This is a genomic window from Janthinobacterium lividum (assembly GCF_034424625.1).
Lineage (GTDB): Bacteria > Pseudomonadota > Gammaproteobacteria > Burkholderiales > Burkholderiaceae_D > Janthinobacterium > Janthinobacterium lividum.
Genome location: NZ_CP139976.1, coordinates 5067376 through 5094119, shown reverse-complemented (window position 1 = coordinate 5094119; position 26744 = coordinate 5067376). Strand labels below are relative to the sequence as shown.

18 protein-coding genes are annotated in these 26744 nt (G+C 63.9%); 9 read left to right on the top strand and 9 right to left on the bottom strand.

Annotated features, from left to right (window positions below; genetic code table 11):
- Positions 1-208 precede the first annotated feature (208 nt).
- The 3 genes from U0004_RS22995 to U0004_RS22985 all read right to left on the bottom strand — a co-directional run bounded on the left by U0004_RS22995 (position 209) and on the right by U0004_RS22985 (position 8375).
- Positions 209-3376, bottom strand: coding sequence for an EAL domain-containing protein (locus U0004_RS22995; RefSeq protein ID WP_070260337.1), 3168 nt, complete (start codon positions 3374-3376; stop codon positions 209-211).
- 173 nt (positions 3377-3549) lie between these two features.
- Positions 3550-6120: a cyanophycin synthetase gene (cphA, locus tag U0004_RS22990; RefSeq protein WP_070260335.1), complete on the bottom strand. Its 2571-nt coding sequence runs from the start codon at positions 6118-6120 to the stop codon at positions 3550-3552.
- Between the two features lie 77 nt (positions 6121-6197).
- Entirely contained in the window at positions 6198-8375 is a 2178-nt protein-coding gene (locus U0004_RS22985; RefSeq protein WP_070260333.1) for a cyanophycin synthetase, read from the bottom strand.
- Positions 8376-8842: 467 nt separating this feature from the next.
- Here U0004_RS22985 and U0004_RS22980 point away from each other — a divergent pair, with 467 nt between their 5' ends.
- Both U0004_RS22980 and U0004_RS22975 read left to right on the top strand, forming a co-directional pair.
- On the top strand, positions 8843-11113 hold the full coding sequence (locus tag U0004_RS22980) for a cyanophycin metabolism-associated ABC transporter (protein ID WP_081345909.1): 2271 nt from the start codon (positions 8843-8845) through the stop codon (positions 11111-11113).
- A gap of 2 nt (positions 11114-11115) precedes the next feature.
- Positions 11116-11586, top strand: coding sequence for a cyanophycin metabolism-associated DUF1854 family protein (locus tag U0004_RS22975; RefSeq protein WP_070260331.1), 471 nt, complete (start codon positions 11116-11118; stop codon positions 11584-11586).
- A gap of 134 nt (positions 11587-11720) precedes the next feature.
- Here the strand turns inward: U0004_RS22975 and U0004_RS22970 are convergent, their stop codons facing one another.
- Positions 11721-14243 (bottom strand): TonB-dependent receptor, encoded by a 2523-nt coding sequence (locus U0004_RS22970; protein WP_070260328.1) that lies wholly within the window; start codon positions 14241-14243, stop codon positions 11721-11723.
- 433 nt (positions 14244-14676) lie between these two features.
- On the bottom strand, positions 14677-16191 hold the full coding sequence (locus U0004_RS22965; protein WP_034750639.1) for an AMP nucleosidase: 1515 nt from the start codon (positions 16189-16191) through the stop codon (positions 14677-14679).
- A 122-nt stretch (positions 16192-16313) separates the two neighbouring features.
- Between U0004_RS22965 and U0004_RS22960 the strand changes: the two genes are divergently transcribed.
- The 4 genes from U0004_RS22960 to U0004_RS22945 all read left to right on the top strand — a co-directional run bounded on the left by U0004_RS22960 (position 16314) and on the right by U0004_RS22945 (position 18978).
- Positions 16314-16910, top strand: coding sequence for a TetR/AcrR family transcriptional regulator (locus tag U0004_RS22960; RefSeq protein WP_034783384.1), 597 nt, complete (start codon positions 16314-16316; stop codon positions 16908-16910).
- 14 nt (positions 16911-16924) lie between these two features.
- Complete coding sequence (gene map / locus U0004_RS22955; RefSeq protein WP_070260327.1) at positions 16925-17728, top strand: type I methionyl aminopeptidase; 804 nt, start codon at positions 16925-16927, stop codon at positions 17726-17728.
- 2 nt (positions 17729-17730) lie between these two features.
- Positions 17731-18255, top strand: a complete 525-nt coding sequence (locus U0004_RS22950) for a hypothetical protein (protein ID WP_070260325.1) — start codon at positions 17731-17733, stop codon at positions 18253-18255.
- Positions 18256-18333: 78 nt separating this feature from the next.
- A complete protein-coding gene (locus U0004_RS22945; protein ID WP_070260323.1) occupies positions 18334-18978 on the top strand; it encodes an FABP family protein in 645 nt (214 codons plus the stop codon).
- A 138-nt stretch (positions 18979-19116) separates the two neighbouring features.
- Here U0004_RS22945 and U0004_RS22940 read toward each other — a convergent pair whose 3' ends face one another.
- Both U0004_RS22940 and U0004_RS22935 read right to left on the bottom strand, forming a co-directional pair.
- Positions 19117-21579 carry a tetratricopeptide repeat protein gene (locus U0004_RS22940; protein ID WP_070260321.1) on the bottom strand — a complete coding sequence of 821 codons (2463 nt, stop codon included), beginning with the start codon at positions 21577-21579 and terminating at the stop codon, positions 19117-19119.
- Between the two features lie 80 nt (positions 21580-21659).
- Entirely contained in the window at positions 21660-22439 is a 780-nt protein-coding gene (locus U0004_RS22935) for an AraC family transcriptional regulator (protein ID WP_034783391.1), read from the bottom strand.
- Positions 22440-22540: 101 nt separating this feature from the next.
- Here U0004_RS22935 and U0004_RS22930 point away from each other — a divergent pair, with 101 nt between their 5' ends.
- Together U0004_RS22930 and U0004_RS22925 are read left to right on the top strand one after the other, a co-directional pair.
- Positions 22541-23431, top strand: coding sequence for a DMT family transporter (locus U0004_RS22930; protein ID WP_070260319.1), 891 nt, complete (start codon positions 22541-22543; stop codon positions 23429-23431).
- Between the two features lie 38 nt (positions 23432-23469).
- On the top strand, positions 23470-24066 hold the full coding sequence (locus U0004_RS22925) for an O-methyltransferase (protein WP_231958377.1): 597 nt from the start codon (positions 23470-23472) through the stop codon (positions 24064-24066).
- Between the two features lie 4 nt (positions 24067-24070).
- On the opposite strand, the gene U0004_RS22920 is transcribed toward U0004_RS22925, so the two are convergent.
- Both U0004_RS22920 and U0004_RS22915 read right to left on the bottom strand, forming a co-directional pair.
- Positions 24071-24580, bottom strand: a complete 510-nt coding sequence (locus U0004_RS22920; protein WP_070260474.1) for a GAF domain-containing protein — start codon at positions 24578-24580, stop codon at positions 24071-24073.
- A 68-nt stretch (positions 24581-24648) separates the two neighbouring features.
- Positions 24649-25539 carry a LysR family transcriptional regulator gene (locus tag U0004_RS22915; protein ID WP_070260317.1) on the bottom strand — a complete coding sequence of 297 codons (891 nt, stop codon included), beginning with the start codon at positions 25537-25539 and terminating at the stop codon, positions 24649-24651.
- A gap of 94 nt (positions 25540-25633) precedes the next feature.
- Here U0004_RS22915 and U0004_RS22910 point away from each other — a divergent pair, with 94 nt between their 5' ends.
- Positions 25634-26620, top strand: coding sequence for an aldo/keto reductase (locus U0004_RS22910; RefSeq protein ID WP_070260472.1), 987 nt, complete (start codon positions 25634-25636; stop codon positions 26618-26620).
- Positions 26621-26744: the final 124 nt, after the last annotated feature.

Below are 26744 nucleotides of genomic sequence, written 5' to 3'. Positions count from 1 at the left end.
TTAGTTATGTTGAGAACGCTGCGGCAGTCGCCGCCAGAGCTGGAACTTGCTCAGAAACATGGTAGGTGGGAATGACTTTGCCCCACAAATGACTTCTTTTGCGATGTCAATACCGATTCCGGTATCCCTGCTGCATTCATGCGCCCTGGCGGCCGCCGTGCGTTGTCGAACCTGGCGCCTGCGCGTTGCGGGCGCTCCACAGGAAGTGTCAGGCGGCGCAGGGCGCGGTGGTTTGCGCCAGCCAGGCCATGAAGTGCGCCTGCGGCATGGGGCGGGCAAAGTAATACCCTTGCAATTCATCGCAGCCGGCATGACGCAGCACGTCGGCATCGGCCGCGCTTTCCACGCCTTCGGCGGTGACCGTCAGACCCAGGGTATGGCCAAGGCCGATGATGGTTTTCGTCACCGCCAGATTCTGCGGCGAACCGTGGATATCCTGCACGAAGCTCATGTCGATTTTCAGCTTGTCGAGCGGGAAGCGGCACAGATAGTTCAGGCTTGAATAGCCGGTGCCGAAATCGTCGATCGACAGCGCAAACCCCAGTGCCTTGATGGCGTGCAGGGTGGCGATGGTGTCGTCCACGTTGTCCATCAGGATGGACTCGGTCAGCTCGAATTCGATCTGTCCCGGCGTGACGGGAAATTCGCGCAGCACTTCGCGCAAGGTGGCCACCAGGCCGCCGCTTTTCAGCTGGATGGCCGACAGGTTGATCGACACGGCGATGTCGCCCGCGCCCGCCTCGCGCCAGGCTACTTGCTGGCGGCACGCCTCGCGGATGACCCACGCGCCGATGGAGACGATCAGGCCCGATTCCTCGGCGGCGGGGATGAAGCTGTCGGGCGCGATCAGGCCGTGCTGCGGATGCTGCCAGCGGATCAGGCTTTCCACGCCATTCAGGCGGCTGCTTTTCGCATCGATGCGCGGCTGGTAGTACAGCACCAGTTCCTGCCGTTCGATGGCGTGACGCAGATCGCTTTCCAGGTGCAACTGCTGCAACTGCTGCTCCTGCATCTGCGGCGTGAACATGCGCGCGTGATCGCGTCCGCCGCTCTTGGCCTGGTACATGGCCGCATCGGCGTGGCGCATCAGGGTATCCATGTCGCCGCCGTGGTCCGGATAGATGGCCACGCCCACGCTGCACGAGACATACAGCTCGTTGCCTTCCACCTGGTGCGGCTGGCGCATGGCCGGTATCAGCCGCGTGTCAATCAGGGCGGCGATGGATGCGGCGTCGCCGATGCCATTGAGGATGACGACGAATTCATCGCCGCCCAGGCGGCTGACGGTATCGCCTTCGCGTACCAGCTGCAGCAGGCGCTTTGAGACCGATTGCAGCAGCGCGTCGCCCACGTGGTGGCCCAGCGCGTCGTTGACGTGCTTGAAGCGGTCCAGGTCGACGAACAGCACGCCCACCTTTTCGCCGCTGCGGCGCGCCTGCGCGATGGCTGCCGCCAGGCGCAGGTTCGACACGTGGCGGTTCGCCAGTCCCGTCAGCGCGTCGTGGTGGGCCATGTGCTCGATCTGCCGCTCGCTGGCCTTGCGTTCGCTGATGTCGAGCGAACTGGCGATGAAATGCGTGGTGACGCCATCGAGGTCGCGCACGGCGTTCATCACCAGCCAGGCGGGATAGCTTTCCAGCGACTTGCGCTGCACCCGGATCTCGCCCTGCCAGTAGCCGCGCCGCGCCAGGGTCCGGCGCAGGCTGTCGAGCTGCTCGGGACTGTTGTCGGGTGCGAGCAAAAAGGCCGGGCGCTTGCCGATCAGCTCCACCATGTCGTACAGCGAATGGCGGCGGAAGGCCTGGTTGACGGTGATGATGCGCATGCCGGCGTCCATCACGATCAGGCTTTCGGCGGACGCCTCGAAGACCTTGGCCCACAGTTCCAGGCGCGACTCCATCAGCTTCATCTTGTTGATCGGCGTGAAGGTCGACAGTACGGCGCGCTGGCCCTGGTAGTCGATCAGGCGCGCGGAAATCAGGGCCCACGTTGGCGTGCCGCTGCCGCTCCAGCACACTTCGAATTCATCGACGGCGCCCAGGTCGCTCAAGCGCTGGAAGAAGCGCGAACGGGCTTGCGGACTCATGCCGCCCACCCACGGGTCCAGTTCCAGGCCGCCCTGCCACGCGTGCGCGGCCTGGTTCGCGTGCAGCACCTGGTGATGGGGGATCGAGGTGACCATCAGCGGGATGGGAATGGCGTCGACCAGCTGGCGCTGCGCATCGGCCGCGCTGGCGCTGGCCACCAGTTCCTGCTGCGCCATGCGCTGGAAGTCGAGCTGCTGCAGCATGGTATTGAAGGCGCTGACCAGACGCCCCGTTTCGTCTTCGCTGTCCCAGATGGCGCGCAGGCTATGGTCGCCCGTTTCGCGCACTTCCTGCGCCACGCGTGCCAGGCGGCGGATGGGCAGGGCGATCTGGCGCGCGACGAAAAACACCAGGCCCAATATCATTACCAGCAGCAGCACGGCCGTGCCCAGGTGCAGCCACATGCGCGTAAAGAAGCCGTCTACGCGCAGCTGGATCAGGCGGTGCAATTCGCCTTCCGCTTCGCGCCAGGCATGCAGCAGGGCCGCAGAGGCGGCTGCATCGTGGCGCAGCAGCGCGGCGCTGCCAGCGGCACGGACAGGCGCGCCGGCCAGCGCCTGGGTGCTGGCGCGAAACTGCGCCACGGCTTGCTGCAGGGCCGCGCGCGAGCCGTCCAGGTGCTGGCGCAGCAGCGGGGTACTGGCCGCGAACGCCTCCGTGTAGTCGCTGCCGATGCCGCCCATGGTGGCGTCCATGCGCCCTTCCAGGATCAGGAACTGGGTTTGCAGGCGCTGGCGCTGCGCGCCTTCGGCCGTCGCCAATTGCAGGGCCAAGGCGCGCGTGCTGTTGATCACTTCCAGCAGTTCCGGAAAGCGCAGGATCACCAGCGACATGGTGTAGTAGCTGTCCAGGTCCGGGTCGAGGATCAGGTTCGACTGGTTGCCCACGCGCGTGAGCAGTGCGCGTCCGGCAACGAAGGCGGGCGAGGGCGCGATGCCGTCGTCCGGCGCAACGGGCGTACTGCTGGACTGGCGCAGCAGGGCGGAAAATTCCCTGCTCAATTCCGCGCTGCGCATATCGCTGCCGAACTGGCGCTCGGCCAGTTCGATGGCAGCTGCCGATCCGGCTGCATCGGCTTGCGCGCGTGCCAGGGGCAGCAGCGCATCGCGGATCGCGGCGATGTAGTCGTTGCCCGCCATCTCCTTGCGCGAGAAATCGATGGCGATGTATTTTTCGTTGATGAGGATGCCGGAAATGAAGATGACGGCGGACAGGTCGAGCAAATAGATCAGCGCCAGTTTGCGCCCCACCGTCAATTTCCCGATCATGCGCGAGATTCTGCCCACCATGCGTGCCCCACCTTCTTGTCAGCCCATTTATGTTTTCTTATGAGCAATTTCCATGCCTGAATTTACAAGCTTGCAAGGGGGCTTTTGCACCATGCGGGTGCGCGCAGGGAGGCGGCGCGCGCGCATAAAAAAGGGCGGCCCGCAGGCCGCCCTTGTGCGCGATGATACTGCGCTTATGCTTCGGCGACGCGCTTGGCGATGTGCGCCAGCGCTTCTTCCACCTGGTCGATCAGGATCAGGCACAGATCGCCTTCGTTCAAGCGCGCCAGGGCCTTGTCGATGGCGACGAATTCGCCGTTGATTTCATCGATATGGCTGGTGCGCTTGGCGCCGTTCAAACCCTGGCGCAGCAGCGCCACGACTTCGCCGTCGGCGCGGCCGCGCTGGCATTGATCCTGGTACAGCAGCACATCGTCGAAGGCGGCGCCGAGGATTTCCGTCTGCTGGCGGATGTCTTCGTCGCGGCGGTCGCCGGCGCCGCTGATGACCACCGAGCGGCGCTTGGCCGGCATGCTTTCCACGGCTTGCACCAGCGCCAGGATGGCGTCCGGATTGTGGCCGTAGTCGGCGATCAGCGTGGCTCCACGATAATCGAAGACGTTGAAGCGGCCCGGCGCATTGTCGGCTTCATTGGCAAAGGTTTTCAGGCCCAGCGCGATGGTTTTCCAGTCCAGGCCCACGGCCCAGGCGGCGGCCAGCGACGCCATGACGTTGTCGACCTGGAAGCCGATGGCGCCGTTGCGCGTGATCGGCACCTGCGACAGGGCGATTTCGTGGCGTTCCTTGCCCTGCGCCGCGACCAGCTTGCCGTCTTCCACGTACACCACGCGGTTGCCCTGTGCGCGGTGCGTGGCCATCACGGGATGCGTCTTGTCGGCGGCGAAGAAGGTCACCGTGCCGCTGCAATTCTTGGCCATGCGCGCCACGGCGGGGTCGGTGGCGTTCAAGACTGCCACGCCGCTGTCGGCCACGTTCTGCACGATCACGCGCTTCAGGACCGCCAGGTCTTCCACGGTGGTGATGTAGTTCAGGCCCAGGTGGTCGCCGGCGCCGATGTTGGTCACCACGGCGACCTGGCAGCGGTCGAAGGCCAGGCCTTCGCGCAGCATGCCGCCGCGCGCCGTTTCGAACACGGCCGCGTCCACGTCCGGGTGCAGCAGCACGTTGCGCGCGCTGCGCGGGCCGCTGCAGTCGCCGCTGTCGATCTGGCGCCCTTCGATATACACGCCATCCGTGTTGGTCATGCCCGTGCGCAGGCCGGAAGCCGTCAGCAGGTGGGCGATCAGGCGCACGGTGGTGGTCTTGCCGTTGGTGCCGGTGACGGCGACGACGGGAATGCGGCCATCGTCGCCCTCGGCGAACATGGCGGCGATGATGGCTTCACCCACGGGACGCGGCTTGCCGAACGACGGCGCCAGGTGCATGCGCAGGCCCGGTGCGGCGTTCACTTCCACGATGCCGGCGTTCTGCTCTTCCAGCGGTTTCAAGATGCTTTCGGAGACGACGTCCACGCCGCAGATGTCCAGGCCCACCATGTGCGCGGCCGCGACGGCGCGCGCCGCCACTTCCGGATGCACGTCGACGGTGACGTCGGTGGCCGAGCCGCCCGTCGACAGGTTGGCGTTATTGCGCAAGATCACGCGCTGGCCCACGGGCGGCACGGATTCGGCCACATAGCCCTGCTTGGCCAGGCTGGCCAGGGCGATGTCGTCGAAGCGGATTTTCGTCAGCGAGGTGGCGTGGCCGCTGCCGCGGCGCGGATCCAGGTTGACCTGGTCGACCAGTTCGCGCACCGTGTGCTGGCCGTCGCCCACCACTTGCGGCGGGTCGCGGCGGGCGGCTGCCACCATCTTGTTGCCGATGACGAGCAAACGGAAATCGTGGCCCGGCAGATAGCGTTCGACGAGGATATCGTCGCGGAATTCCTGCGCCGCGAGGAAGCCGGCCGTCAGTTGTTCGCGCGTGGTGACATTGACGGTCACGCCCTTGCCCTGGTTGCCGTCCTTCGGCTTGACGACGACAGGCAGGCCGATCTCGCAGGCGGCGGCCCAGGCATCGTCCGCGTCGACGGCGACACGCCCGTGCGGCACCGGCACGCCGGCCGAGTCCAGCAGCTTCTTGGTCAGTTCCTTGTCCTGCGCGATGGCTTCGGCAATCGCGCTGGTGCCGTCCATTTCGGCGGCCTGGATCTTGCGCTGCTTGCTGCCCCAGCCGAACGTTACCAGGCTGCCTTCGGTCAGGCGGCGGAACGGGATGTTGCGGGCCACGGCGGCGTTGACGATGGCGCCCGTCGATGGGCCCAGGCGCACGTCTTCATCGAGTTCCTGCAACTGGTGCAGCGCGCCGGCCAGGTCGAACGGCGCATCGTCGAGCGCGGCCTGGCACAGCTGCTGCGCCAGTTCCAGCGCCAGGCGGCCGACGGCTTCTTCCGAGTATTCGACGACGACCTGGAAGATGCCCGTTTCCAGGGTCGGCGTGGTGCGGCTGAAGGTGACGGGGCAGCCGGCTTGCGCCTGCAGGCCCAGCGCCGCCAGTTCCAGCACCTGCGCCATCGGCGCGGCGTTGTAATTGCCCAGCGGTTGCAGCGGGCTCAGTTGCGGAAAGCGCGCGCGCAGGCGGGCTTCGAAGCCGGGCAGCTGGGCGATGTCGAGTTCCTGCGTGGTGCAGGAAACAATGGCTTCCACGGCGGTGTCGTGGCTCCAGAGGTTAGGGCCCCGCAAGGCCCGTACGCGAGATACTTCCATAATTAAACCGTAATCCTGTTGTGTTCTTGTGGGCCCGGCCTTCATGGCCGGGCTTGAGTGCTGCTTTGCCTGTGCTGTCAGTTGCCGATGCAGCCGGGGGCCGCGTCGAAGGTGCGCAGTCCGGCGCAAATCAGATCGACGGGCAGGTTCAGGGCCCAGGCGGCCGCCGCGACGGCCAGCACGCTGTCGACATTGCCGGCCGTGGCCGGTTTCAGCAGGTCCAGACACAGCAAGACCGTTTCGATGCCGCCTTCGGCCAGCACGATGTGGTTGCCGCGCACGAATACGGCGCGCTGGCCGGCGGCCAGTTGCGCCGCGATGGCGGCCAGGCTGCCATCCTGCGCATACAGGGTCACCGTGCCGTCGCACAGCTCGGCCAGTTCCAGCACGTGCGCGTTGGCGGCATTGAGCACGGCCACGCCCGTTGGCACCACCACGTCGACCTGGCTGCGCACGGCCTTGTACAGGCCCGCTTCGTCCAGCACGTCGAAATCCTTGACGCTATCGAGGCTGCCCATGTCCGTGACGACGCCGATCTGGCACTTGTCGTAAGCCAGGCCTTCGGCCAGGATCATGCGCGGATTGCTCTCGAACAGGGCCGTCTGCACGGTGCGGTTGAGCAGCAGGCGCTGGCCTGCGTCCCAGTTCACGCAATCGCTGCTGACGACTCTGCGCTGGTCCAGATACATGCCTTCGCTGCAGACGGCGCCCGTGTGCAGGCCCGACAGGTTGAGCAGCTTGCACAGCATGCGCACGATCAGGCTGGCGCCGCGCGTGCCCGTCACGCCGATCAGCGGAATGCGGCCCGTTTCCTCGGGCGCGAACAGGTGGTCGACGATGGCCGCGCCGACAGGGCGGGGCTGGCCCACGCCCGGCTTGATGTGCGCCAGCAGGCCAGGGCTGGCATTGACTTCGATGATGGCGCCGCGCTGCTCTTCCAGCGGACGCGTGATGTCGGTGGTGACCAGGTCGATGCCGGCGATATCCAGGCCAACCACGCGCGCGGCCAGCAGGGCCGCATGCACGACGGACGGATGCACATCGTCCGTGACGTCGATGGCCACGTTGCCGTTCGGCTGGATCAGCACTTTCTGGCCCGCCTGCGGCACGGACAGGGCGGTCATGCCCTGGCGCTGCAGTTCCAGCACGATTTCGCCCGATTCATGCGGCTTGACGGTACCCAGCGGGAAATCTTCGCCTTCGCCGCGGCGCGGATCGGTATTGATCTGCGTGTTGACCAGTTCCAGCACGGTGGAGACGCCGTCGCCGTCAACCCACAGGGATTCGCCCTTGGCGGCCGCGATCAGCTTGTTGCCGACCACGAGCAGACGGTGTTCGTCGCCCGTGATGAAGCTTTCCACCAGCACGGCCGAGCTGTCGCCCTTGCGCGCGGCCAGTTCATAGGCTGCCTTCACGTCCGCTTCCGTCATCAGGTTCAGCGATACGCCGCGGCCATGGTTGCCGTCATAGGGTTTGACGACGACGGGCACGCCGATGTCCTGCGCTTCTTCCCAGGCCGCTTCGGCGCTGCGTACCAGGCTGCCTTCGGGGACGCGCACGCCGCACGATTTGAGCAGGAATTTGGTGAGATCCTTGTCGCTGGCGATGCCTTCGGCGATCGCGCTGGTGCGGTCCGTTTCGGCCGTCCAGATGCGGCGCTGTGCGGCGCCGTGACCCAGTTGCACCAGGTTGCCGTCGTTCAGGCGCAGCGAAGGGATGCCGCGTTCGGTGGCCGCATCGACGATGCTGGCCGTGCTCGGGCCCAGGCAGCGCGCGTCGACCATGTCGCGCAGGGGCGTCAGGGCCGCTTCCAGGTCGTAGGTTTCATCGTTGATGGCGGCCATCAGCAGTTCGCGCGCGGCGGCCAGGGCGGCGCGGCCCACGTGCTCTTCGCGCGTGCGGAAGGCCATCTTGTAGACGCCGCGCTGGCTGGTCGAGCGCGTCTGGCCGAAGCCCGTGCGCATGCCTGCCAGGTTTTGCAGTTCCAGCACCACGTGCTCGAGGATGTGGGCCGACCACGTGCCTTCGCGCAGGCGCTCGAAAAAGCCGCCCCGTTCGCCCACGCCGCAGCGGTGCTCGATCATGCCGGGCAGCCACGCCACCAGGCGCTCGTACAGGCCGGGCAGGGTATTGGATGGATAGTCTTCCAGTTCGCCGATGTCGACCCAGGCTTCAATCACCGGGCGGTACGTCCAGATGTTGGGGCCGCGCAAGTGGGTGACGCGGGCAAATTCGATGTTCTTCTTCTTGATCATGTAAGTGGTTTCTTGATAACAAGCCAGGCGTCTGGGCGCCAGATACTTTATGTTGGCTCTACAGAGTCTTTTCAGGCTCGTGCTTGGTTCTTTATCCCGGGTACGCGCAGTGTGCCACTTTTAGCGGCCTCTTGTCGCGTTTGCTTCTCGTATTCTGCTGGTGTTGTCATTCTAATTGTTACTAATTGTTGCCATACTTGTTATAAAGATACCGACTCTGGGCTAAGCTGGAGCATTTGCGCAACAGCGGGCTGTTGTATACTTGCCGCTGGTCGATGGCCGCTCATTTTTTTGCTCCGTTTTGCCATCATTCCTTACCGGCAGGCATCCATTCGATACAATACAGGAAATTGCCACTGGTGCATCTGCCTCGCCATCGCGCAGTACACAAACATTGATCGGGCGTCTGCCCCATCCCCCAAATCCCGCCCTGAAGGGCTTGGCCTCGAGCCGGAGTATGCTTTACGATGACAACTGAACTGAGTGTTCCTGCAACAACTATTCCCCTCACTTCGCTGCCGGAACACTGGCTGGCGGAAGTGGAAAGCAACCTTTCTCCAGGGGAGAACGTTTTAAGTAGCGTTGAGGTTGACCTCGATGCGCGATTACGTTTCACAAAAGGCATAATTGTTGTCACAGAGAAGCGTTTACTGGCCCGTTCCCCGGGTGATACCGTCTGGAAAAGCTGGTCTTTCCGCCCCGGACTGCGCCTGACGCACCATGACCACGCCGGTGTCGGCCACCTGGAACTGTTCGACGACCACGGTCGCCTGGCGTCGTGGCGCTTCACTTTGGGCCAGAACCTGCATGCGATCCGCGTGCTGGAACAGTTCGTCGAGCGCCTCGACAGCCACCTGACGGGCCAGCCCGTGCTGGAAGCGGAGCAGGAAGTGTGCCCCAGCTGCAAGGCGCCCTTGGAACCGGAGCAGGAAGAATGCCCGATCTGCGCCAAGGTACTGCACACGCCGCCATCGACCTGGACCCTGTTCCGCCTGTGGCGCTTCGCCCATCCCTACCGCGGCCAGCTGGCCCTGGGCTTCATGCTGATGCTGCTGAGTACGGCCGCGCACATGATTCCGCCCTACCTGACGGCGCCGCTGATGGACAATGTGCTGATCCCGTATCAGAACGGCAAGCATATCGACCCCTGGCTGGTGGTGTACTACATGAGCGGCTTGCTCGGTTCGGCCCTGCTGGCCTGGCTGCTGGGCTGGGGCAAGACCTATGTGCTGGCCCTGGTGTCCGAACGCATGGGCGCCGACTTGCGCTCGGCCACCTATGAACACCTGATGAAGCTGTCGCTGGAATTTTTCGGCGGCAAGCGCACGGGCGACCTGATGGCGCGCATCGGCAGCGGCAGCGACCGCATCTGCGTCTTCCTCTCGCTGCATTTGCTCGATTTCGCATCCGACGTGCTGATGATCATCATGACGGGCGTGATCCTGTGGTCGATGAATCCGTGGCTGGCCATCATGACCCTGGCGCCGTTGCCGTTCATCGCCTGGATGATCCACCTGGTGCGCGACCGTTTGCGCACGGGCTTTGAAAAGATCGACCGCGTGTGGAGCGAAGTGACCAACGTGCTGGCCGATACCATCCCCGGCATCCGCGTCGTGAAGGCGTTTGCGCAGGAAAAACGCGAAGCGGCCCGCTTCCGCGACGCCAACGCGCACAACCTTGCCGTCAACGACAAGCTGAACAAGGTTTGGTCGCTGTTCTCGCCTACCGTTTCCTTCCTGACGGAGATGGGCTTGCTGGTCATCTGGTGCTTCGGCATCTGGCAGCTGTCGCGCGGCGAAATCACCGTCGGCGTGCTGACCGCCTTCATCGCCTACAGCACGCGTTTCTATGGCCGACTCGATTCCATGAGCCGCATCGTCTCCGTGACGCAGAAATCGGCATCGGCCGCCAAGCGCATCTTCGACATCCTCGACCATGTGTCGAGCGTGCCGGAACCGGCGCAGCCCGTCAAACTGGACAAGATCGAAGGACGCATCGATTTGCGCGAAGTCGGTTTCCGTTATGGCAACCGGGCCGTCAACCGCGGCATCACCCTGAACATCAAGGCGGGAGAGATGATCGGCCTGGTGGGCCACAGCGGTTCGGGCAAGAGCACGCTGGTTAATCTGATTTGCCGCTTCTATGACGTGTCGGAAGGCGCGATCCTGCTCGATGGCGTCGACATCCGCTCGTTCGCCGTGTCCGACTACCGCCGCAACATCGGCCTGGTGCTGCAGGAGCCGTTCCTGTTCTTCGGCACCATCGCGGAAAATATCGCCTACGGCAAGCCGCATGCGACGCGCCAGGAGATCATCGCCGCCGCGCGCGCCGCGCATGCGCACGAATTCATCCTGCGCCTGCCGCAAGGCTACGATTCGATGGTGGGCGAGCGTGGCCAGGGCTTGTCCGGCGGCGAACGCCAGCGCATCTCGATTGCCCGCGCCCTGCTGATCGACCCGCGCATCCTGATCATGGATGAAGCAACATCGTCGGTCGACTCGGAAACGGAAAAAGAGATCCAGAAGGCGCTGGACAACCTGGTGCAGGGCCGCACGACGATCGCCATCGCTCATAGGCTGTCGACCTTGCACCGGGCCGACCGCCTGGTGGTGCTGGACCGCGGCCAGGTCGTCGAAGTGGGCAGCCACGATGAACTGATGGCGAAAGAGGGCGCCTATTTCCGCCTCTACGAAGCACAGGCGCGCAACAACGAACTCGCCCTGGATGACAAGGAATAAGCATGGCCAGTACAACTTTTACATTAAGCCGTGACACCTTCGGCAAGCTGGTGATGACGGACGCGGACGGCCAGGTCTTTGAGGGCGTGGCGCCCGTGCGCGCCTTCCCCATCCAGTCGCCCGACGAAGGCATTTCGCTGGTGCTGGGCAATGGCAAGGAAGTGGCGTGGATCGACCGCATCGACGCCTTGCCGGAGCCGGCGCGCAGCCTGCTGCAGGAAGAGCTGGAAGGGCGCGAATTCATGCCCGAGATCGCGCGCGTGAAAAGCGTCAGCAGCTTCGCCACGCCATGCACCTGGCATGTCGATACGGACCGGGGCGAGACGCAGTTCGTGCTGAAAGGCGAGGAAGACATCCGCCGTATCGGCGCCACGTCGCTGCTGATCGCCGATAACCACGGCATCCACTTCTTGATCCGCGACATGTTCAATATCGACAAGACGACGCGGAAGATACTCGACCGCTTCCTGTAGGCGATTGCCTGTCTTGAAAACCGCTGCCTGCAGCGGTTTTTTTTCGTCTGCAGGGAATGAAAAAAGCCGCATGAATATGCGGCTTTTGGGAGAGTATCGGCAGCCATTTCAGGCCACCGGGGGATTGCGCTGCATTACATGAACTTGTAGCCTGCGCCGATGTAGAAGTAACGGCCACGCACGTTATACAACTGGGCAAAGCCCAGGGTGCCGTACTGGTTGCCTGCGCCCATGATGCTAAACGGCGGCATCTTGTCGAACAGGTTCTTGACGCCGGCCGTGAAGGTCAGGTTTTTCATCGCCACGTACTGGCCCGTCAGATCCACTTCGGTGTGCGAAGGAATCGTGCGGGTGCCAGGCTTGATTTCGTCGCGGCGCAAGTCCGAGTCGATCATGTCGCCTGTCGTGCGGATGACCAGGGAGCCGGACATATTGTCCTTTTCCAGGCTGGCCGTGAACGTGTTGCGGTACTTCGGATTCATGAACGTCTTGAGCGTGCTTTGCACCGGATCGGTTTCTGTATCCTGCGTTTCCATGCGGGTGTAGATGGTGGACGCATTGCGGATCGTGAATTTGCCGAACATCGTTTGCGGCGAGGTGTAGCGCAGGTCCGTATCGAAACCGCGCACTTCGGTGGTGGCCAGGTTCTGGTTGTTCAGCAGGATGCGGGCGTCGCCATTCTTGATTTCGACGTTGCCGCGTTCGATGGCCTTCAGTTCCGACAGGGTGCCGATTTCGTTCTTCTTGTCGATCTTGAAGTAATCGATGCTGACCGTCAGCGAATTCACTGGCGAGAACACCATGCCCAGGTTGTAGGTCTTGCCCGTTTCCGGTTTCAAGTCCTTGTTGGAGCCGGAGACCTGGTAGTAGGAGAAGTTGGTACAGTTACCAGAGATCGAAGGGAAGGCATTGCAGACTTCCTTGTCGTTCGTCGTGTAGGCGCCGGCATCGACGCCGCCGAACATCTGTTTCAGCGATGGCGCCAGGTAGCTGCCCGCATACGAGCCGCGGAACATCAGGTTGTTCAGCGGCTGATAGCGCAAGGCCAGTTTAGGGCTGGTTTTGCTGCCGACATTCGAGATGTCGTCATAGCGCACGGCGACCTGTGCTTCGACGTTTTTCAGGAATGGAATCGACAGTTCGCCGAAGATGCCCTTGGAATTGCGGTCCGCCTTGACGGCAGCCTGCTGGATGCTGCCGAAGACCACGCCATCGATCTGGTTCTGGTCGGGTTGGTCGCTCAGCGTTTCCTTGTTGTACGACACGCCGACGGCGTAAGCCATCGCGCCGCCTGCCAGGTCCATGATCGGCGCGGAAGCCTTGGCATTGAAGAAGGTCAGTTCCGACTTGCCGGCGCGCGTAGGCGTCAGGCGGATCTTGTCGACGGCTGCCTGCGCGTTGTCGGTACGGGTCGGGTCGATCGAGCCATTCTCGATCGCTTCGTTGAACAGATCGTAGTGCGCGTAGTTCGAATCGCGGTTGGTAGCCTTGCTCACGCCCTTGCCGATGGCTACATCCCAGTCGATGCCGCGCGTCGTGCCTTCCAGGCCCGTCGAGAACTGGGTCATTGTGCCCTTGCGGTTGGTCTTGCGCGGACCCATTTGCATGAAGCGGCCGGCAACAGTCTTGCCGTTGACCTGGAAATTGCCAGGTGCGGCCTGGGACTCGAAATCATCCTTGCTTTCGGAATACGTAAATTCCGCAAACGCGCGGATGCTGTCGCTGATTTTCAGGCTGCCGATCAGCATGCCGCTGGCGCGGTCGGCGCCATTGGTCGAGGTCAGCAAGGTCTTGTTGACGTCGAAACGGCAGGAGCCGGCGCTCAGATCACCCGGTGGGCATGGCACCAGGGTGCCGCCGCCGGCGATATTGCCGCTAGGATGGAAGCCGCTGCGGCCATCGGGACCACCAAAACGGCGGAAGTCGGCCGAACGGGTCAGGTCGCGGTCCTTGCGGTAGATCGGATCGCGCTTGAACACGTCGACCGTGGCCAGCACGTTGAAGCCCTGGGTGTCATAGTCGCCAAAACCGTAAACGAGGTTGGCCGTCTTTTCCTTGGCGTCCGAGCGCGAGCTTTGGCCGTAGCTGGTTTTCGCTTCCAGGCCCTGGTAGTTCTTTTTGGTGATGAAGTTCATCACGCCGGCCACCGCATCGGCGCCATAAATGGCGGAACCGCCGTCTTTCAGGATTTCAATGCGTTCCAGTGCGCTCAGCGGGATGGCGTTGACGTCGACTGCGGCGCCCGCGCCCGAACCGTCAGCCAGCGCATTGGTCGGCAAGCGGCGGCCGTTCAACAGGATCAGCACGTTGCGCTCGCTCAAGCCGCGCATCTTGATGTTGGTAGTACCGGAGCCGGAAGGCGAGCTGGCGCTCAGTTCGCCCTGGTCATTGATGTCGATGGAGGCCAGGTTGCGTACCAGCTCGGCGACGCTGGTGGCGCCCGTGCGCTCGATATCTTTCTTGCTGTAAATTTCCACTGGCGCGGCGGTTTCCGCATCCACGCGCTTGATGGCGGAACCGGTGACGACCACGCGCTGCAATTTCTCGTCAGCCTTGGCTTCCTGCGCCTGGGCGGCCTGGTGCATGAAACCTGCGCTCATGACCAAGGTACCGGCAAACATCATGCGCAAGGATTTGCTTAATTTCTTTTCAATCATTGTCTGTCCTCCAACTAGGAAACTTTAGTTTCCTTAGGGTTTTATTTAGCTATTTGAAATTATTTTCAAAGTTACCATGTTTACAAATTTAGTATTTTAAATTTGCAATTCATCAGACCATTTTTTGATCTTGACTGTCAAGAACTGCCGGGTATTTGTGCATGCGCATGGCACGCGCCAGAATGACGAGACATGAATTTAATTTGTGATGAGCAGGAAAGTATTAAATTCCAATTGTTAAATAAATTAAATTTGCCATTAGGAAAAATGATCGTTGAAAGTTCGGTGTTTGCCTGTTGCCTGTCTAGACAGCTGTTGTTTTTTTGTGACGATATTTTCGTCATATAAGGCGGGGTGCGGCATTGCCGTGACTGGGTGCGTGGCAAAAAAAAAGCCGCCCGGCGAGGGCGGCTGACGTGGCGCATGGCGGGTGTTACTGGAACGCGACCTCGGCAAAACTGCGCAATTTCCGGCTGTGCAACCGGTCCACGCCCTGGCGGCGCAGCAGTTCCACGGCGCGGATGCCGATGCGCAGATGCTGGTCGACCCGCTCGCGGTAGAAGTGATTGGCCATGCCGGGCAGCTTGATTTCGCCGTGCAGCGGCTTGTCGCTCACGCACAGCAGGGTGCCGTAGGGGACGCGGAAGCGGAAGCCGTTGGCGGCGATCGTCGCGCTTTCCATGTCCAGCGCGATGGCGCGGCTCTGGCTGAAACGGCGCTCCGGCGTGCGCTGCGGCAGCAGTTCCCAGTTGCGGTTGTCCGTGCTGGCCACGGTCCCCGTGCGCATGATGTGTTTCAGATCGTGCCCCGTCAGCTGGGTGATTTCCGCCACGGCCGTTTGCAGCGCCTGCTGGATTTCCGCCAGCGGCGGGATCGGCACCCACAGCGGCAAGTCTTCGTCGAGCACATGGTCTTCGCGCACATACGCATGCGCCAGCACGTAGTCGCCCAGGCTTTGCGTAGTGCGCAAGCCCGCGCAATGGCCGAGCATCAGCCAGGCGTGCGGACGCAGCACGGCGATATGGTCGGTGATGGTCTTCGCATTGGCGGGACCGACGCCGATATTGACCATGGTGATGCCGCTGCCGTCCGCGCGCAGCAGGTGGTAGGCGGGCATCTGCGGCAGGCGCGGCGGCGCGGCGCCCAGCGCATCCTCGCTTTCGACCGTCTGGCCGACCCGGCGCGTGACGACGTTGCCCGGTTCGACGAAGGCGATATAGCCATCGTCGTCCGATGGCGCGGCCGCATCGGGTGCGCGGTCCATCATGGCGTGGCCCAGGCGGATGAATTCATCGATGTAGAACTGGTAATTGGTAAACAGGACGAAGTTCTGGAAATGCTGCGGCGACGTGCCGCTGTAGTGGCGCAGGCGCTGCAGCGAGTAATCCACGCGCGGCCCCGTGAACAGCGACAGTGGCTGCGCTTCGCCATGCGCCGGTTCGTGCGTGCCGTTGGCGATGCCGTCGTCCATGGCCGACAGGTCGGGCAGGTCGAACAGGTCGCGCATGGCCAGGCGGCGGCCCGCGTCCATATTGCCTTCGATATGGTCATGCTCGGCGAACGAGAAGTGCACGGGAATGGGCTGGGCGCTCACGCCCACTTCCAGGTGCACCTTCTGGCCGCTGTTATGGTTTTTCAGCAGCAGGGTGAACTGGTCGAGGTAATAATCGCCGAACAGGTCGGGGCGCGTCAGGGTGGTTTCAAATACGCCGGGGCCGGCGACAAAACCGTAGGCCAGCGGCGAGTCGGCGCGCGCCACGGTGTCCGTCTGGATGCGCACGAAGGGGTAGCAGGCGCGCACTCTTTCGTGCATGTCTTCGCCGGCGACAAAACGCTGCAGCGCATCGCGCAAGTGTTCGATGCTGCTGCGGTAGATGGCTTGCACCTGTTCCAGCGCCAGGCGTGGATCGTCGAAGCGGGAGGAGGCGATGAAGGGGGGCGTAAGCAAGCGGATTCTCCTTGTGGCGGTTCGTGCATACCATTGTAAGGCAGCGAGGCAACTCTTGTTTGTCCCGTCTTCGCCGAACGGGAGCGCTTGACGGATTCAAATAGAATCTGTATTCTATTTGAATGGTCAGACTAGCCAAATTCAACGAAAACAACTTCATCGACAGCGCGATTGCCGTCGCCGCCCAGTGCGGCGTGGGTGCCGTCTCGATGGCCGCCATCGCCGTCAAGGCCGGTGCGCCCATCGGCTCCGTGTATCACCGCTTCGATTCGCGCAACGCCATCCTGGCGCGCGCCTGGCTGCGCGTGAAGAGCGACTTCCGCGAGGAAGTGGCCAGCCGCTGGCTCGGTGGCGACACCTGGGCCGGCGTGCACGGCTTGCTGGACTGGTGCCGGCGCAAGCCCGTGTATGCGCGCTTCCTGCTGCAATGCGCGGACAGCCCCGATTTCAGCAGTGGCCTCAGCGAGGAGTTGCTGGCCGCCGTCGAAGAAGAGCAGGCGGCGCTCGATGCCTGCTTTGTCCGCTGCGCCGAAGCCATGCCCGCCACCACGGAGCTGGACCTCGATCACATGCTGCTCAAATTCGTCCTGATCGACGCCCCCGTGGCCGTCGTCAAGCCTTACCTGACCCAGGAGCGGCCGATACCGGCCAGCGTCGACGCCATGCTGCGCGCCTCGCACGACGCCGTGCGCGGCTGGGCCGCCCACACCACACACTAACCAAGAAGAAAACCATGCGCTATTCCACCCAGCTTGAACACGGCAAGAAAATCCCCCTGCACGACGAAGAAGGTTTCATCGGCATGCGCGCGGCCGGCCGCATCGCCGCCGACACGCTCGACTACATCGCGCCTTTCGTCAAGCCTGGCGTGTCGACGGCCAAACTCGACGCCCTGTGCGAGGAGTTCATGCGCGCCGCCGGCGCCATCCCCGGCACCATCGATTACCACGGCTACAAGCACGCCAGCTGCATCTCCGTCAATCACGTGGTCACGCACGGCATCCCGTCCGAAACCAAGATCCTGAAAGTGGGCGATATCCTCAACATCGACGTGACGCCGAAGTTCAACGGCTGGTTTGGCGACACCAGCCGCACCTTCAAGGTGGGCGCCGTCTCCATCCTGGCCAACCGCCTCGTCAACACGGCGTATGACGCCATGATGGCCGGCATCCACACCGTGCGTCCCGGGGCTACCTTGGGCGACGTGGGCGCCGCCATTGAAGCGGTGGCCAAGGCACAGGGCTTTTCTTCCGTGCGCGACTTCTGCGGCCATGGCGTGGGCCAGGTCTTCCACGACACGCCGCAAGTGCTGCACTATGGCCGCGCCGGCACGGGCATCGTGCTGGAACCGGGCATGATCTTTACCATTGAGCCGATGCTCAACGTGGGCAGCTACCAGGTCAAGGTCTTGCCGGACAAATGGACGACGGTGACGAAAGACCGTTCGCTGTCGGCGCAGTTCGAACACTCGCTGGCCGTGACGGAAACGGGCTTTGAAATCTTCACCCTGACCGGTTCGACCGAGCCGCTGGTGTAAGCATGGATGACGCGCGCCGGCAGCAGCTCACCGATATCGTCGCCGCGAAAGCGGGCGTGGATGTCGCTTGCGCGGCGCGCCACCTGGCGCTGCACGATGGCGACGTGGCGGCCGCCCTGCGCGGCATCGACGTGGAACGCTACACGCTCACGCAGCGTCTGCTGAACAAGTACCGGCGCGATCCGGAAGACGCGCTGCAGCACGTGGCGCTGGCCGTGCTGCAGCAGGAAGGCATCCGCAGCGACAGCGTGCTGCGCCTGGAGCGCATCGCGGCCCTGGCCCCGCCCGTCGCCGGCATGGTGATGCTGGCCGAGTGGCTGGCTTATGTGGACTGGGAAGGCTTCGACAGCGCCCTGTACGTGAATATCGACGCGGTGGCGGCGATCATCGCCGGTGCATTGGGCCTGCCCGAGGTGGCTGCCAACCTGCTGCAAACGCGCGATGAAGCCGTGTTTGAAACGCAGCGCCCCGCGCTGGCTGCCGCGGCCCTGCTGTTTATCGAGCGCCACACTACGCAGTTTCCCTGACGGCTGGCGCTTTGCCGCCGGGCGGCGCGCATCTTACAATGGCGGCAAGCACTGTTGCCCCATTTTGAAGATTTCCGCATGAGCGATTTTCCCGAAGATATCTATACCGAGCCGTCCGCCGACGTGCACACCCTGAACAACCTGGGCCCATTGACCGGCATGGCCGGCATCTGGACAGGCACGCGCGGCCTGGACGTCAAGCCGAAGGCCGACGGCCCGCGCAAGCAGGCTTTCGTCGAGCGCATCGAACTGCAACCGATCGACCCCGTCACCAACGGCCCGCAACTGTTCTACGGCTTGCGCTACTACATCCACATCACCAAGCCGGATCAGGTCAAAACGTATCATGAACAGGTGGGCTACTGGCTGTGGGAGCCGGCCACGGGCGCCGTGATCCAGACCCTGGCCATCCCGCGCGGCCAGATCGCCATGGCGTCCGGCACGACGACGGCGGACGCCACCAGTTTCGAACTGGTGGCCAAGCGCGATTCGACGGCCTACGGCATCTGCTCGAACCCTTTCCTCGAACATGCGTTCACCACCGTCGAATACCGCATCAAGGTCGATATCCACGCCGATGGCACCTGGGGCTACGACGAAGACACGGTCATGCTGATCCGTGGCAAGGATGAACCGTTCCACCATACGGACCGCAACCTGCTGACGAAAGTCGGCGAGCCGACGCCGAACCCGATGGCCTTGCAGGCGCTGGCGGCGGTGTAAAAATCAAAAAGCGGCGACTTTTTCCGCCGCTCTGCTGGAGCGCCTGAAAAATGCTCAGGGCTAGGCGCGTTGCCGCAGGCAGTACGAACGTACGGCCAGGCAACGCAACAACGCCATGGGCTTTTTCTCAGGTGCTCCTTAAGGCTGTCCCTGGGCCACGGCCTTGATCGCGCGCTCTTCTCCCATGGCGGCGGCGATCTTCCAGCGCTGCATGGCGCTGGCGCGGTCGGGGCGTTTCAAGCCCGCGCCTTCCCAGTCCATCAGTCCCAGGTTGTAGATGTCGCCCGCGCTGCCCTTGTCGGCGGCCAGGGTGAACCATTTGCGCGCTTCCTTGTGGTTGACGGGGATCTGGTAGCCGCGCACATGGTACAGCCCCAATAAGTGCATGGCTTGCGCATTGCCCTTGTTCGCGGCCTGTTTCAGCAGGTCGAGTCCGCGCGCCATGTTGCGCGGTTCCTGCCAGCCTTCCGCGAGCATCACGCCTTTCGCCGTCAGCGCATAGCTGTCGTTCTTCACGAGGCCCTTGCCGATCAGGGGCTTGGCGGCCAGCTGGCGCGCTTCGCGCTGCTGCGCCGTCGGTGCCGTGACGGGGCCGGGCTTGCCTTCGCCCATCAGCAGCATCCAGCCATACAGGCCATACGCGCCGGCGTCGCCCTTGCCGACCAGGCTTTCCAGCATGACCAGCGCCTGCGCCTTGTCGCCATTTTCGTACAGCTTGACGGCTTTGGCGCTACTGGCGTCCGGCGGCACGGCGGCCGGCGCATGGGGCGCGACAGGCACGGACGCCATGGCCGCCTGCGGCGGCGCAGAAACCGGGCGCACGCGCACAGGCAAGCCATAGCTGGCGGCCAGCACGGCCAGGCTGGCGGGAACGAGGATCAGCACTTGCGCCAGCTGGTTGCGGCGGCCCTTGCCGGCGATGCCCATGGCCCGTTCGGCTTGCTGCTCGCCGCCCAGCGCTTCACTGAGCACGGCCTTCACCTTGCGGTTGAACAGCCAGTAGCCGGCGCCCGTGACGAGCAAGCCGGCGACGGCGGCCGCACCGCGACCGGCGAAGAACCAGGTGGCGATGGCGGCGGCCAGGGCGGCCAGCGTGCTTTTCCACCAGAATTGCTTGGCCAGCCGGGTGTAGACCTGGCGCAGGGCGCCGAGCACGCAGGTGCGCACATTCTGCGCATAGTCGGCGGAGACGACATCGACGTGCGCGTGGTCCGCGTCGCCGCTGAGGACAGACTCGATCACGTCCGCATTCAGTTCAGAGGCGGCCACGTCGCGCAGCGGCGTCAATAAACCCTGCACGTGGGCCGAGAACAGGCCGTCGTCGGCGCTGCCGGCCAGCGCATCGCTGAGCGCCTTGAGGTCGCCGCGCAGCAGCTTTTCCACGATGTCGTCCAGGGTCAGCCAGCGCAAGTCCGTGCCGTACGCCACCAGGTGGTGCTTTTCTGCGTTGCACGATGCGTCCAGGCGCACGATGCGCAGCTTGGCCGCATACAGGGCGTCGACTTCCTGCGGCTGGTCTTCATTGTAAATGCTCACTTTCGCCAGGGTCAGGCTGCTGGCGATGGCGGCCAGTGAGTGCACGCTTTCCTTGTCGCGGATGCGGCGCGCGTCGTCGGGCGCCTGCTTGGGCAGGCTGACGCTGTAGCCGGGCGCCACGTGCACGTCGACCCAGGCCGCCTTGCCCACCTTGCCGGAGCCGTCGCAGGGGTTGCAGCGCAAGTCGCCCACGCCGCTGCAGGTGCGGCAGGTGACGCTGCCGCTGGCGCGGCAGGTGCCGCAATTGATGTTGCCGGACCCGTGGCAAGTGCTGCAACTGACCTTGCCGTAGCTGCAATGGTAGCAAGAGCGGTATTCGGTGCGGTACTGGGGCCGCGTTTCGCTGTGGTAGCTGGTGTGCGAGCTGCCGTTGCTGTAGGTGGTAGTGGGCACTTGCACCGTGATGTAGTCGGTGACCTGCTCGGACACCGTGCCGCTGCCGCTGCAATACGAGCACGATACCTTGCCGCTGCCGTAGCAGCCATAGGCGTCGCAGCTGACGGTGCGCCCGCCGTGGCAGCTCCAGCAGGTTTCCGTCGTCGCGCCGTGGCAGGTGTGGCAGCCGATGCGGCCTTTGCCGATGCAGTTGCTGCAAGTGTCCAGGTGCCAGTACTTGACGGCATGCGGCAGGTAGACGCCCGCTTCGACGCCGTTGTAGGCCTGGCCCGCCTGGCGCAAGGCATTGTCGAGCTTGCCCGCCGCGCGGCGCAGCCGTTCCTTTTCCTGCGCGTGAGCGAGTGCTCCCACCTCGTGGGAGCCACAGTGGCAGTCATTGCCCGCTGGCGCGAAATAGCCATTGATGACGCGCTGCTCGAAGCGCGCTTCCAGTGCGTAATTGGCTTGCAGGGAAAAATCCTGCAGCACGTCTTCTTCGCCCAGCGGCGTGATGTCGTGCGGCTCGAAACGCGTCTTGTCCTGCACCAGGGTGCGCAGCTTGCCCAGGACGGTGGGTATCTCTTCCTTGTCGAGCTTGATGGGCGCTGGCGCCGTTACGGCCGTTGCTGATGCCTGGGGCATGTCCTCGCTGCCTTGGGTATCGGTGGCCGTGTCGGTGCTGGGGTTCATGCGCGTCCTTTTGCTCTCTGGAAAGATGTTTGAATTTTAGCATCCCCATATGACAAAGCCGACAGCCCTGGTCCGCTTTTTCAGCGCAGGCCGCGGCGGAACTGGTCGGGCGTGCCGCCGCTCTGGCGCCGGAACATGGCGATGAAAGCGGAGGCCGTGCTGTAGCCCAGTTCCAGCGCGATCGCTTGCACGGTGTCTCCCTGTTCCAGCAGGGGCAGGGCGGCCAGGAAACGCTGGCGCTGGCGCCATTCGCCGAACGGCATGCCCAGTTCGCGCTGGCAGCGGCGCGCCAGGGTGCGCTCCGTGACATGCAGTTGCGCGGCCCACTCTGCCAGTGAGCGGTTACTGCCCGGCTCCGCCTGCAGGGCCGCCAGCAGCGCCGCGATGACGGGCTCGTCGCTGCCCGGCAGGTAGTTGCGGCTGCACGGCGCCAGCTGCAGCTGGTCGACCAGCACTTGCGCCAGGCGCTGGTCGGCCAGGGTGGCGGGCGTGGTGACGCCGCGTTCGGCAAAGTCGCCGAGTATGGCTTTGAGCAAGGGACTCAGTACCAGCGCGCACGGCTGCGCCGGCAGCTGCGCGCACAGGCTGGCATCGATATAGGCCGAGTGAAATACGACATCCTGACGGATATAGCCGTCGTGCAAGGTCTCGGGCGGTATCCACACGGCGTACTGGGGCGGCGACAGATAGCGCTGGCCCGCCACCATGATTTCCATCACGCCCGTGGAGCAATACGTGAGTTGGCCCCACGGATGGCTCTGGTAATCGAATTGCTGGTGCGCGTGGTAATCGTCGAGGCGGAAATACACGGGATAGGGCAGGGCGTCGGAAACGGCGGGGAAATGCTGGTTGCTGGCCATGGTGTCTTTGTCCTGTTCTTCGCATCATTTGTCCGGTATTCATTATATCCATGGAATCAGACCATGCGAAAATGACGGTCTTGAATATTGGAGTTCTTTGCATGCAAACCAGGCATTACCTGTTTCCCGTGATCGCCGTGCTGATCTGGGCCATCAATACCATCGTCAGCAAGATGGCCGTGGGCGTGATCGATCCGGCCGCCATCTCGTTCTACCGCTGGCTGCTGGCCGGCGTGCTGCTGGCGCTGGTCTTCAGCCGCGCCGTGTGGAAGCAGCGGGCCGTGGTGCAACCGTATCTGGGAAAACTGTTTGTGCTGGGGATGTTGGGCATGGTCATGTACCAGTGCCTCGCCTACATTGCCGCGCAAACGACGACGGCGACGAATATGGGCATCCTCGCTTCCCTGATGCCGCTGCTGGCCGTGGGCCTGTCCGTGCTGTTGTTGAAAGAGGCGCCCACCGTGGGCGGCGTGTTTGGCGGCCTCGTGTCGCTGCTGGGACTCGGCTATCTGCTCAGCCATGGCGATCTGGCCGCCCTGATTTCCCATGGCGCGGCCGTGGGCGACGCCCTGATGCTGCTTGCCTGCCTGTCGTATGCGGGCTATGGCGTGCTGCTCAAGCGCTGGAAGATTCCCCTGAATAACTGGCACTCGCTGCTGATCCAGGTGTGGTGCGCCGTGCCCGTGCTGTTCGTGTATTACCTGAGCCAGTCCGCGCCGCCCGTGACCGGCGCCGGCTTGCCGCTGGTGCTGTTTGCCGGCATCCCCGCGTCCATCATCGCGCCGTTCTTGTGGATGCATGGCCTGGCCAAGCTGGGACCGAGCCGCGCCACCACTTTGATGAACCTGCTGCCCGTGTTCACGGTGATCATCGCCATGCTGTTCCTCGGTGAAACCTTGCACAGCTACGATGTGATCGGCGGCGGCGTGACCTTGCTGGGCGTGGTGATGGTGCAATACCTGAAGCGCCCCCTGCGCCGTGCCAAAGCCTAGTTTTCTTGCTATGCTGATGCTTTGCACAAGGAGGCGGCATGCACAGCATCGATACCCTCGATACCTTATTAAGCGAACTGGAAGCATTCGGCAACGCCAATGACGCGGCGCATGTGGAGCGGGCCAGCCGCATGCTCAACATCACGCGCGACACGGGCGAATTGCTGGCCGTGATGGTGCACGCGCGCGGTGCGCGGCGGGTGCTGGAAATCGGCACCTCGAACGGTTATTCCACCCTGTGGCTGGCGCGCGCGGTACAGGCGCTGGGCGGCAGTGTGGTGACGGTGGAAAAGGCGCAGGACAAGTTCGACATGGCGCATGCCAACTTTGTGCGCGCGCAATTGCAGGGCGTGATCGGCCAGTTGCTGGCGGACGCGGGCGACGTGCTGCGCGATGCGGCCGACGGCGCCTACGATTTCATCTTCCTCGATTCCGCGCGTCAGCAATATGAGTCCTGGTGGCCGCAGCTGGACCGCGTGCTGGCGGCCGGCGGCGTGCTGGTGGTCGACAACGCCAGTTCGCACTACGCGGACATGGCCGGTTTTATCGAGGCCATCCGCGCCGACAGCCGCTACACGGCGTGCCTGGCGACGGTCGGCAAGGGCGAATTCATCGCCGTCAAGGCGGGCAACTAGTTAATTACTCGGCGACGATAGCCGCTTCCAGCACGCGCACCAGCGATTCGACGCCCTGCGCGTCGACATCGTCGAAGCGGCCGGGCAAGGGGCTGTCGAGGTCGAACACGCCGATGATCTGGCCGTTCGCAAACACGGGTACCACCAGTTCCGAACGGGAATTGACGTCGCAGGCGATGTGGCCGGGAAACGCGTGCACATCCTGCACGACGATGGACTTGCCTTCGACCACGGTGGTGCCGCACACGCCGCGCCCCTTCTTGATGCGGATGCAGGCCGGCTTGCCCTGGAACGGACCCAGCACCAGTTCCTCGCCTTTCAGGAAGTAAAAGCCGGCCCAGTTGAGACCCGGCATCGTATTGAAGACCAGCGAACTGAAGTTGGCCGTATTGGCGATGAAGTCGCTCTCGCCCGACAGCAAGCCTTGCAGCTGGGAGCGCAGGTCCGCATACATGGCTTGCTTGGCTGCGGGAGTATCGGTGCCGTAGGCGGCGTCGCTGATGGTAAACGTCATGGTCGTGGTGGCGCTCGAAAATGGGGAAGGCGCCATGGTAGCGCGTCTGGCGCATCCGTGCCCGGCCCTCATTTTTTCAGATGTTCTTGCGCCAGCTGGCGCAGCAGGGGCAGGGCCGCATGGCCGTGCTCTTCCCGCCAGGCCAGGCCGATGCCGGCCGCCAATTCCTCGCCTTCCAGCAATGGCCGGTAGACCACGCCGGCCAGGCGCAGCGCGCGGAAGGAATCGGCCAGCAGGGCCATGCCCTTGCCGGCCGCCACATCGCCGAGCAGCACATGGTGGTCGGGCGCTTCGCGCAGGAAAAACGGCGCGAAACCATGCCGGCGGAAAACTACCTGGCAATGGTCGAAGAAGGCGGGCTGGCGCGCCCGTTCGAACCAGTAAATCGATTCTGCCGCGATGTCGGCCAGGCTGAGCTTGCGCTTTTTCGCCAGCCGGTGCCCGGCGGGCAGGGCCAGCATCATGGGCTGGCGCGCCAGCGGCTGCACGGCCAGCTCGAACGTGGCGCTGGGCAAGGCAAGCAGGGCCGCGTCCAGCTGGCCCTTGCGCACGGCCGCGACCAGGCGCGGCGATGGTGCGGCCGTCAGTTCCAGGCGAATATTGCCCAGTTGCCCCTCCAGCGCCGCCAGCAGCGGGCGGAACAGGCCGGCCGCCACGGCACTCGTCAGGCCCAGGCGCAGGCGCGCGGGCGCGCTGTCACGCTGCAGCGATTCTTGCGCCGTCTCCAGCAAATCGAGGATGTGCAGCGCCTGCGGCAGCAGGGTGCGGCCCGCCTGCGTCAAGGCCACGCCCTGCGTGTCGCGCTCGAACAGGCGCGTGCCCAGCCGCTCTTCCAGCCCCTTGATGGCGCGCGACAAGGGCGGCTGGGTCATGTGCAACTGTTCTGCCGCCTGGCGGAAGTTCAGGCAGCGGGCGACGGCGCAAAACAGGGTCAAGGCATGGGTATCGAGGGCTCTCATACCAGAAAGGTATCACGAAATCGCGCATTCCCCCGCCAGCCGGTGCGGCCTAGACTGGCTGCATTGAGTCAACGTAAGGGAGATCTACATGCAACTGCAACAACGATACATTGGCCATAGCGGCTTGACCAGCTCGGCATTGGGCCTGGGCTGCATGGGCATGTCGGAATTCTATGGCGCGACGGACGAGGCGCAATCGCTGGCCACCCTGGAAGCGGCGCTGGCGGCGGGCGTGACCCTGTTCGACACGGCCGACGCCTACGGTTTCGGCCACAACGAGCAATTGCTGGGGCGCTTTTTGGTCAGCCATCGGGGACAAGCCCTGGTCGCCACCAAGTGCGGCCTGGCGCGCGAGGCGGGCAGTTATGCGCGCCGCGTCGACAATTCCCCCGCCTACATCCGCCAGGCATGTGTAGCGTCGCTGGCGCGCCTGGGCGTGGAGAGCATCGACCTGTTCTACCTGCACCGCCTGAACCTGGAGACGCCGCTGGAGGAATCGATGGGGGCGCTGGCGCAGCTGCTGCAAGAGGGCAAGATCCGCGCCGTGGGCCTGTGCGAAGTAAGTGCCGCCACCCTGTTGCGCGCGGCGGCGCTCTGCCCCGTGGCGGCCGTGCAGAGCGAATATTCGCTGTGGACGCGCGAACCGGAGCAGGGCGTGCTGGCCGCCTGCCGCGAAGTAGGCGCCAGTTTCTTTGCCTACAGCCCGCTGGGGCGCGGTTTCCTGACGGGGGTCATTGCCGATGCGGCCAGTCTCGACGCGGGCGACTTTCGCCAGTTCAATCCCCGTTTCGCGGCGGGAAACCTGGCGCGCAACCAGGCCATCGTTGCGCAAGTCAAGGGCATCGCGCGCGCAAAAGGCTGCACCCCGGCCCAGTTGGCGCTGGCCTGGCTGCTGGCGCAAGGCGACGACATCATTCCCATTCCCGGCACCAAGCGCATCGCCTACCTGCACGACAACCTCGGCGCGCTGGCCGTGCATCTGGACGGGGCCGAACTGGCGGCGATGAACGCGGCCTTTCCCTTGGGCATGGCGGCGGGCGCGCGCTACACGGAGGAGGGCATGAAGGGCGTGGACGCGTGAAAAAAGTGGGTCTAGCGTACGCCAGCGTACCTAACTGACGCTTTTCCTGCGGGATAATCCCCGACGATCTGCTAGCATTTGGCAGTGCTGCATGGTGTGCGTTGCACTGTGTTCAACGGTCTGG